Consider the following 391-nt stretch of genomic DNA (forward strand, 5'->3'; position numbering starts at 1 on the left):
CCCCCCCGACCCCCCTTCCACAGGAACGGTTCACCATTCTTGGAACTTGGAACTCCGAATGTATGTCGTAGTGCTCGCTTCGCTCGCTCATTCGGAGTTCCATCCCAAAATCAACCTTCCTCGCCGACTTGGGCAAGGAAAGGGTCGATGGAGCAGAGCGTCCATCGACCCTTATCCCAGTCTGTCTTTTGGCTTCACCGTCGCGTCAATTCCGCAGCCGGTGAACGAGTCGGCTTAGATCTGCTAACGCAGACCACGCCGCCCCGTAGTCACCGCTCGCTACATTGACCCGCCTACTCACCGCCTAGGGATGGGCGCTTTTCTTCTGGCTCTAGGTGTACAATAAATCTATTGATAAGATAACGTGCCTGTGAGGGCTTCCGGGATGGGT

This window comes from Collinsella sp. AM24-1 (assembly GCF_003470325.1).
In the GTDB taxonomy this organism is placed as follows: Bacteria; Actinomycetota; Coriobacteriia; order Coriobacteriales; family Coriobacteriaceae; genus Collinsella.